This window comes from Trueperaceae bacterium (assembly GCA_036381595.1).
Lineage (GTDB): Bacteria > Deinococcota > Deinococci > Deinococcales > Trueperaceae > DASVCN01.
In genome coordinates this window covers 104,619-112,080 of record DASVCN010000034.1, presented here as the reverse complement: position 1 = coordinate 112,080, position 7,462 = coordinate 104,619, and the positions used below count along the sequence as shown (strand labels likewise).

The following is a 7,462-nucleotide window of genomic DNA, read 5'->3' as shown; positions in this document are numbered from 1 at the left end:
AGAGGTGGGGTTACTACCACGAGGGTAGATGGTGGACTACAGGCTCGATAGAGCGCTGGGTAGCACAATTGCCGGGTCTCTCAACCAGAAACGTGCGAACCGCCTTCAAGAACCTTGTCGAGAGAGGGCTGCTGCTCCGAGACAACCACAGGCCGCGTTGGCGTACTAAGTGGTACGCAGTCGACGTCCTGCAACTGGCCCATCAATGGAAACCCAACCAGGAACGCCTCTACAAGCCGTACCAACCCGGCAAGGAGATACAGCCTAGCAACCCCGGTGTCGACCCGCGAGCAGGTCATTTGTCAGTTCGTACCAACCATAGAACTAATACCTGGGCTGGGGATCTACGGGTCGACAACGTGGAGGGTACGGTTATTGAAACGGTTATTGAAAAGCGAGACAGCAGCGGCGCTCTTTCCCCTGGAGGAAGGACACTGGCGCCGGGTCGAATGGCCAACAGCTACGGAGTGGGGGATAGTCACAGCGCCACGGGTGCGCCCCCGCCTCCAGCCGTCGAGTACGAAGGCGCCGAAATCGACCGCCCCAATCTATTCGCCACCTCCCTCGACGTTCTCTGCCCAGAAGACCAGGAAGAACGTGCTTTCGCCGAAGCCGACTTGGTCGAGATGTACGGCGCCCCCTACTCGGTTGAGGACGAGCTGGGCCACCTGGATTACTCCAATGATCTCGACAGCCTCTTGTCTGACGCCGAGTACATCGACTTCTACCTTGGTACGGCGCCGCACTCCACCTCGCTCACACGGCATCAACCGAAGGAGCAGCCACCTTTCGGCAAAGATGGCGAGCGCCCGGCACACATCGAGGAGTCGCAGCAATTCTCCGAGGACAACAACGGAAACGTCGATCAGGAGAACGGGGTACCTGCCGCGCCCATGGGATGGGCGTTTCATCCTCCCGCTAAAGCACTTAAGCAGGGGCAAACTCCGACGATTTGGACCGCTAAAGGCCCATTGACTGTCAACCCGTCGACTTGCCGGCTTCTAACCATCCCCTACCTAGGCCCATGCCATGGAGCACGCACCGCCATACACAGTCCATCGGGATACATGCACGGTTCCCATAGTAGGTGTTTGCCTAGGCTTCATCCCCGCCAATACTGCCGCCGTCCGTACAGCACAGGCTTCAGATCATCCGTGGTCGCTCACGGCACCGACTGTCGGGCGCCGCCGTGAGCCCTCGGCAGAGTAAGAGACCCCTAAGCCACAAGCCCCCTTCACGCGAGGGGGAGAAACGGAGCCGAAATGACGTTCATCACTGAGATACACGAGGCCAGAGAAGATATCAAAGAGCTGGAGGCGCAGGTCGAAGAGCTGCGCCAGGAGGAGCCGGAATCTGTCGGCCAGCGCATCACCCTCCGCGCCCAGCTAACCGCCGCCGAGAACCTGCTAGAGGAGGCCAGGACGCGCCTCGAAGACCTCCGCGCCCGGCAGAAAACCGAGCTGGACCGGAACAGCCAGGAAAAGGCCCGCGCCAGAATGGATGAGATACGCGCCGAGGCCCAGCCGCTCGACGACGCTATCCGCGATGAACTGTTGAAGGTGGAGAAGGTCCTCCAGAGAGCAGCCAAGCGGGTCCTCGCCCGACATGAGGAACTGGGCAAGCTGGCCACCGAGTACCACCGGTGCCAGGTGGAACTCGGCGTCGAACGCCCGAAGCCATTGGGCGACTTCAGCCTACTTATGCCGATCAGTCGAAACCGGCACGACGATCCGCCCCAGGCATGGGCTCACGCCCTTCAGATCACCTATTGGCTCATACAGGACATGAGCAAGAAAAGTGCTTATGGCCTATCTTCGGCGTTCGCCGGTCACTTCCCGGCCCCTAACACCCTGGAGAAGGGTTTCATGGAGCAAGCGAGCCGGGAGCCGTCGCTGGCAGACACACTGGAGAGCCTGTAGTCGTTCACCTGGGCGCCCGCCGCCCTTCCGGGCGCCCACCCCTGTCGAACCGACAAAGAAGGAGTATGGATGCCTGAGCCAGCCTTCCCGACCACCCTTCGGATGCGGCGCCGTGAGCGCCTGCTGATCACTCAACTACTGCACGACTTTCCGGCGTACTGGGGCCACAGCTTCGCCATCAAACGCTGGGCCATTTACGAACTGGGCTACAGCGACGCCGAGCGGCGCCCTGAGCAGCGAGCCCAATGAGCAATCGGGGAATGAGCAAGGTCATGGCCAGCCTCCGGTCGATCACCTGGGCGCCGGTTCCGGCCGCCGCCGCCGGTGTCAACTTCTCGGGGGAGCTGACCCGGCTTCAGCGGCAGGGAGAGGCATATCGAGCATCACCGGCACCGCGCGGAAACATAACAAATATTATGATTCCACCACTTGCCCCGTGCCAGACGGTCCCTGGGGTACCCCCTGGGGGGCTAGACTCAGTAACCCACCCAAGTCGAAGGCGAACGACCGGAGTCCCAGCAGGATGGGCCGGGGCCCCCTGCGAGAGCCCAAAATCCACCCAGCTTGAACTGGCGGTTACATCATTTCTGATGGAGTACAATTCATTAACGCAATACTTGGTAGCGGGAGATGCGTCGTTGGAAGGGCGGGTTAGGCATGATCGAGCGCTCGATTCTCTTCACGCTGCTCCTCGTAGGATTTTGTTCCTTCGCATACGCGCAGTCCGACTTGCTGCTATTCGGCGGTGACAGACATGATGTCTTTTTGGGTTGCCTGACGTGCAGTGAGTACGACAGCGACTCTGTCCATAATCGCTACGGAGACCATGGGAGTCAGTATTCTTCAACGTCGATCTTCAATCCCTACGGCGACTACGGTTCTAAATACTCCTCGGATAGCGCTTGTAACCCTTATGCGAGTGATCCTCCCGTAATTGTGGATGCTGACGGAAATTTCTACGGGACCTTGACGATGAATCGCTACCATCCCGACGTAACCAGTAGCAGTACAGTCCTGGACTGGCTTGAATCAGTCTGTCCAGACTAATGTGGCACGTCGCCGTGCCAGGCGGCTCCCGGCGGCCCCTCCCCGGCATTTGGGTCCCATACCCCTCCCAAGCTGGAGGCGACGGCGGCAGGTCGGCAGTGATCGGGCGGGGACCCCTCCGAAGACGACCTAGACGGACCCCCCGGCTTTTATCTGGGGTCCCCCCTCAAACAGTCGGCGACGAGGCTCTCGCAGGAGGCCCACGGGATATATTCTCCCTGGCCCCGCAACTCAATATTTTGATCAATGACAGGCGGTAGTCTGTCGCGAGCTTCGCTACACAGTGCTCGACTGAACGGATAACGAGACGTACAAGTCAAGGGACACCGCGACGATCTCCTTTAACCCTTTAACGACGCTCAAAGCCTGAAGACTATGTGCGTGCTCAGTAGAAACTGGACTGTTCTTTAGGCTCTGTAAGTTCTCTGCATTCTCGAACCAATTCAAGCCCTCGCTAAGTCGCGACTTGGCCTCAAACAGTTTTGGGCTAGTGCTAGGCGTAGACGACAAAAGGTCCAAAGAGGCTTGAAGTTGCCTAGCAGTCTTAAGAATGGGCTGAACCCGCTCTAAGGTATACCACTCTGAAAGCTCGGCAGGCTGGAGCTCGTTCTTGTTCAATTCCTTCTCAAAGGACTCGATCATCTCGTTGGCCACTTCTACGAACACGACTGGGTCTGATTGGGTTTTGTAGTAGAGAATGTTCTTCGCGTCTGGTGACTCTAATGGCAATTGGCCTAGAACCTCAAGTCCTCCGTACAAAAATAGAACCCCTTGCGAAGCAGTTGTCTTAGCGGAAGCCTGGAGCGATGCGCGAATTTTGTTGGATGCTCCGGCCCAGTGCTCCTGCTCTGCCTGATCTAGTGCCTGCCGAGCAATAGGGTCGACAAAGAGCAGAGCAACGCCGAAGCCTAGCGCGATGGTAGCAACAGACAACACGATTTCGGCAACGAACTCGTCGAAGCCAGCGAAGTATCGAAGAAGAATTGCAAGGAGAAGAAGTACCGCACCAAGGGCGAGCAACCTCCACGCCAAGGTTCTAAGCGATAAAGGTAATTTCACCTTCGTCTGGGATTCAGGAAGTCGTTGTTGCAAAGTGCTTCCCTCCGCAACTCGTCAAAATGGCAGATCTTCCTCGGGTGGAAACTCCACATCTGTATCCGGTCCCGACGTCTTGCTATTTTCGAACTTTGATAGGTCACTAATTAGAGCGTCAAGTGCTTCGTCGACTCCCATCGCCTGCCGTCGCGCGGCCTCGTACATTGCGCGCATTCCCTCGAATGCGCTAGCGTTGTACGCTCTCTGATAGGCAGAAGCAACGTCGACGTCTGACAGCTCCTCAACCAGCTTTCCATCGGCGTTGAAGATACTGACAACATAGTCGACGGTATCCTCGGCAGACAGACTCTCTCTCGTCTCTATCCGGACCGAATATGCGCTCGAAAATGATGCCTGGAATTCACCTTCGCTCTCTGTTTCCTCCCATTGAATTGCGCTAGTCCCTGTTTTTTCCACAAGGTGCCGAATCAACAATATGGCCTTATCCATTGGCTCCCCTTTCGGCCCCTGGCAAATATGACTCGATGCCTGCCTGCCTCATCTCCTGCTGTAGTGCGGTGAGTTTGTCGATTTCGCGTGCAATGACTCGATTCAAGTCAGCCAGCTTCTCGGTCAGTCCCTCGCTAGGACCTTTCTCCACCCTGTGTTCAAAGTTGCGGAGAGTAGTGATTATGCCCGTTATGGCAGCCTGTTGCGCCTCGGAAAGCGGAGCTGCCCTTACCCTGGCAAGTGATTGCCGAGCTGCGGAGTAGTAGTAGATTACAGAACTCCAGGCTCCAAGTCGATGAAGATTCTTTGCTTGCTCAAGCATACTCACGGCTGCGACCACCTCGGCTATAGCATCGAATTGAAGAATTTTGCCTTGAGCTGCCAAGGCAGCATCTCGCGCCTGTATGGCTGCACTTCGAGCCCTAAGTGCGACCACAATAGTCGCCGCTAGACCGCCGATTGATAGTACGAGACCGACAACGCTCGCGGCGTCACCATACGTCTGCGCGAAATAGGCGAACCAGTTAGGAAGAGCAGAGGTATTGAGTGACTCTGAGTTCAGTTGCAACGGCTGTAAACCTCATCTAGCAGCAGAGCAGGTGAGAGTTTGGTGTGCACTTTCATACTCACCTACAGCTAGTCCGACTCGCTGACAGGTTTTCCGAAGAGCGGATTCATGGACTTTGACCGCTTGTCTGACTTGATCGTCTTCACTTCCTTGCGGTCAAGGCTGACGTTCGCGGCGCCACGAGGAATCGCCGGGCGCTTGCCGTTGAGAAGGTCGGCCACCGTAAGTATCTGCATCACCGGATAGCTCTCGTCCTCGTGATGGTAGAGACCGTGCTTCGCAGCCTCCTGGCGCATCCCCTGTGTAGGCTCCTCTAGGGTTAGGAAGACGCCCATGGCCGCCTTCTCGCGGCGCACAACGCTCTCCAGGTCTCGAATCATGCCTGGATTCAGGCTCTTGCCGCCCTTGACGCTGACGATGACCTTCTCCAGCTTCTCACCGCCCGGAGTGCGGAAGTAGAGGACTCCGTCGATGCCGGAGTCGCGGCCCTTCTTTCCCTTCTTCCCAGAGGCACCGGCGCCGAACGGTTGCGCCCCGATGAGGCCGACAGCCCAGAATTGAAACTGGTAAGGGCCATCCTCCTTTTGCTCGAAGAGGTACCGAGCGCTTTCAACATCGGAAGGAGTGCCTTCGAGGGCATAGTCCTCTCCCGATTCCAAACCGAAGTCCTGGCGAAGTCGTGCTTGTATGAGGCTCACGGCGAGGTGGGTGACATCTATGCCTACCCACTGTCGCCCAAACTTCTCGGCAGCACTTATCGCTGTACCGCAACCGCAAAACGGGTCCAGCACAATGTCACCTGGGTTTGACGCCATCTCGACTATTCGCTCTAACAGTGCTACTGGCTTCTGCGTCGGATACCCCAAGCGTTCAGCATGTGACCCGCTTAGCCCACCAATATCTGTCCACAGATTAGAGAGCGCCGGTCCCGTCATCTCCCCGAGGTAGTTCTTCAGTGCGAGTCGGCCATCAGGCTTATTCGGGTAGTGCAGGCGGCCCTCTTCATCCAGATTCCGCAGGCGTTCTGGTGTGTACTTCCAGCCGTTAGGATGCGGCTTGTACGTGAGCCCATTCAGCGCTGTGTAGTCATAAGTAAGGTTTGGACGCGGGTTTGGGCTAGCAAGATTTTGAACTCGATACCTGCCACGATCATCGAAGTGGCGGTAGGCCCTCTCGATGTACTCCGGGTCGTGGGCTGTGTAGAGACGATTAAAGGTTGCGGCGGGGCGCTTGGCATAGTAGAGGATTACATCGTGAACCGACGCGAGGTTGCGGCTAGCGTCGTTATGCGCTCCATGTCGGCGCCAAATGATTTCGCTACGAAAGTTGGTTGGAACGAAGAGGATATCGAGGACAACCTTCAGGTAGTGGCTGGCCGTCGGGTCGCAGTGGAGGAACAGAGAGCCGGTTGGCTTGAGTACGCGGTGAAGCTCCACAAGCCGAATCGCCATCATTGCGAGGTAGGCGCTAAGTGCGTTGTGCCCGAGTCGACGCACAGTGAAATCCATGAACTCGGCTAGCGCACCGTGGACATTAACCAACTCGTCGAGAGCGCGAGCTGACGATTCAGACCACTGCCAAGTGTCCTCGAACGCCGTAATCTGAGCTTGTGGCCCCTGTTCGAGATGTTCCCGAAAGATGACGTTGTAGTCGGCGGCGCTGTTGAATGGTGGGTCCAAGTAGATGAGATCGACGCTCTCATCCGAAATTGATTCGCGCAGTATATCTAGGTTGTCGCCGTAGTAGAGCGTTTTGGGCATCGGTTTCCCTCATGCCCCCCCTGTAGCTCTTCGATATCTGTAGTGGCTCAGTATAAGCCTGGCTGGTTACGACCATATGGAAAAATGCCTCGCCCGGCCGTTCAAAGCGAGCGAGGCTAGGCGATGAGCGCCAAGGAGACGATAGACCGGTCGACAAGTGGCGGGGCCGTCTCCCTGGGCAAATGCCTAGTACCGGATGGGAGCACTCCCATATGATCGAAGGTACCAACAGGGAACACTGACCGGCGAGAGTGGTTGGGGGCAACATGAAAAAGGCATGGGTCATAGCTGTACTGACGCTGGCATCATTGGCGATAGCGCAGACGCCGGGAGAAGAGCTTGCCAGCATAATGTCCGAGACTTTGGATGTTCGAGAGATCGAGTGCCCTCAGAACCCCCCGAGCCACCAAGCATGGGTATGCGGCCGTGCGCTACCTGAATTCCCATACTTCCAGCCCTGGTGGGATCTAGTTCTCGATCAACACGAATCGTCATTCTTCAAGATTGTTACCGCCTGGGAGACTGACGGCGCCGGAACATGGTTCAAGCGGTACACCTTGCACGGAAAGTCATTCGACGTTACGTACGTAGATCACATGGTCGTGATCTACGTCGAGAAGTGA

General features: G+C 57.0%; 8 protein-coding genes. 3 read left to right on the top strand and 5 right to left on the bottom strand.

The genetic code is table 11. The features are described 5' to 3' along the window. Positions 1 to 548: 548 nt before the first annotated feature. Positions 549 to 836: a hypothetical protein gene (locus VF168_12385; GenBank protein HEX7004974.1), complete on the bottom strand. Its 288-nt coding sequence runs from the start codon at positions 834 to 836 to the stop codon at positions 549 to 551. Positions 837 to 1,262: 426 nt separating this feature from the next. On the opposite strand from VF168_12385, the gene VF168_12380 reads away from it, so the two are divergent. Together VF168_12380 and VF168_12375 are read left to right on the top strand one after the other, a co-directional pair. After that, positions 1,263 to 1,919, top strand: a complete 657-nt coding sequence (locus VF168_12380; protein ID HEX7004973.1) for a hypothetical protein — start codon at positions 1,263 to 1,265, stop codon at positions 1,917 to 1,919. Positions 1,920 to 1,988: 69 nt separating this feature from the next. Then, complete coding sequence (locus tag VF168_12375) at positions 1,989 to 2,168, top strand: hypothetical protein (protein HEX7004972.1); 180 nt, start codon at positions 1,989 to 1,991, stop codon at positions 2,166 to 2,168. Positions 2,169 to 3,242: 1,074 nt separating this feature from the next. Here VF168_12375 and VF168_12370 read toward each other — a convergent pair. The 4 genes from VF168_12370 to VF168_12355 form a co-directional block, all read right to left on the bottom strand. Further along, complete coding sequence (locus VF168_12370) at positions 3,243 to 4,058, bottom strand: hypothetical protein (protein HEX7004971.1); 816 nt, start codon at positions 4,056 to 4,058, stop codon at positions 3,243 to 3,245. Between the two features lie 21 nt (positions 4,059 to 4,079). Then, complete coding sequence (locus VF168_12365; protein HEX7004970.1) at positions 4,080 to 4,511, bottom strand: hypothetical protein; 432 nt, start codon at positions 4,509 to 4,511, stop codon at positions 4,080 to 4,082. After that, entirely contained in the window at positions 4,504 to 5,079 is a 576-nt protein-coding gene (locus VF168_12360) for a hypothetical protein (GenBank protein HEX7004969.1), read from the bottom strand. The genes VF168_12365 and VF168_12360 overlap by 8 nt, the downstream gene beginning before the upstream one ends. A 68-nt stretch (positions 5,080 to 5,147) precedes the next feature. Beyond that, complete coding sequence (locus VF168_12355) at positions 5,148 to 6,839, bottom strand: DNA methyltransferase (GenBank protein ID HEX7004968.1); 1,692 nt, start codon at positions 6,837 to 6,839, stop codon at positions 5,148 to 5,150. Between the two features lie 266 nt (positions 6,840 to 7,105). Between VF168_12355 and VF168_12350 the strand changes: the two genes are divergently transcribed. Continuing rightward, complete coding sequence (locus VF168_12350; protein ID HEX7004967.1) at positions 7,106 to 7,462, top strand: hypothetical protein; 357 nt, start codon at positions 7,106 to 7,108, stop codon at positions 7,460 to 7,462.

Coding starts and splice junctions, on each gene's coding strand:
- VF168_12350 (HEX7004967.1), top strand. CDS start 7,106: ATGAAAAAGGCATGGGTCATAGCTGTACTGACGCTGGCATCATTGGCG.
- VF168_12380 (HEX7004973.1), top strand. CDS start 1,263: ATGACGTTCATCACTGAGATACACGAGGCCAGAGAAGATATCAAAGAG.
- VF168_12355 (HEX7004968.1), bottom strand. CDS start 6,839: ATGCCCAAAACGCTCTACTACGGCGACAACCTAGATATACTGCGCGAA.
- VF168_12375 (HEX7004972.1), top strand. CDS start 1,989: ATGCCTGAGCCAGCCTTCCCGACCACCCTTCGGATGCGGCGCCGTGAG.
- VF168_12365 (HEX7004970.1), bottom strand. CDS start 4,511: ATGGATAAGGCCATATTGTTGATTCGGCACCTTGTGGAAAAAACAGGG.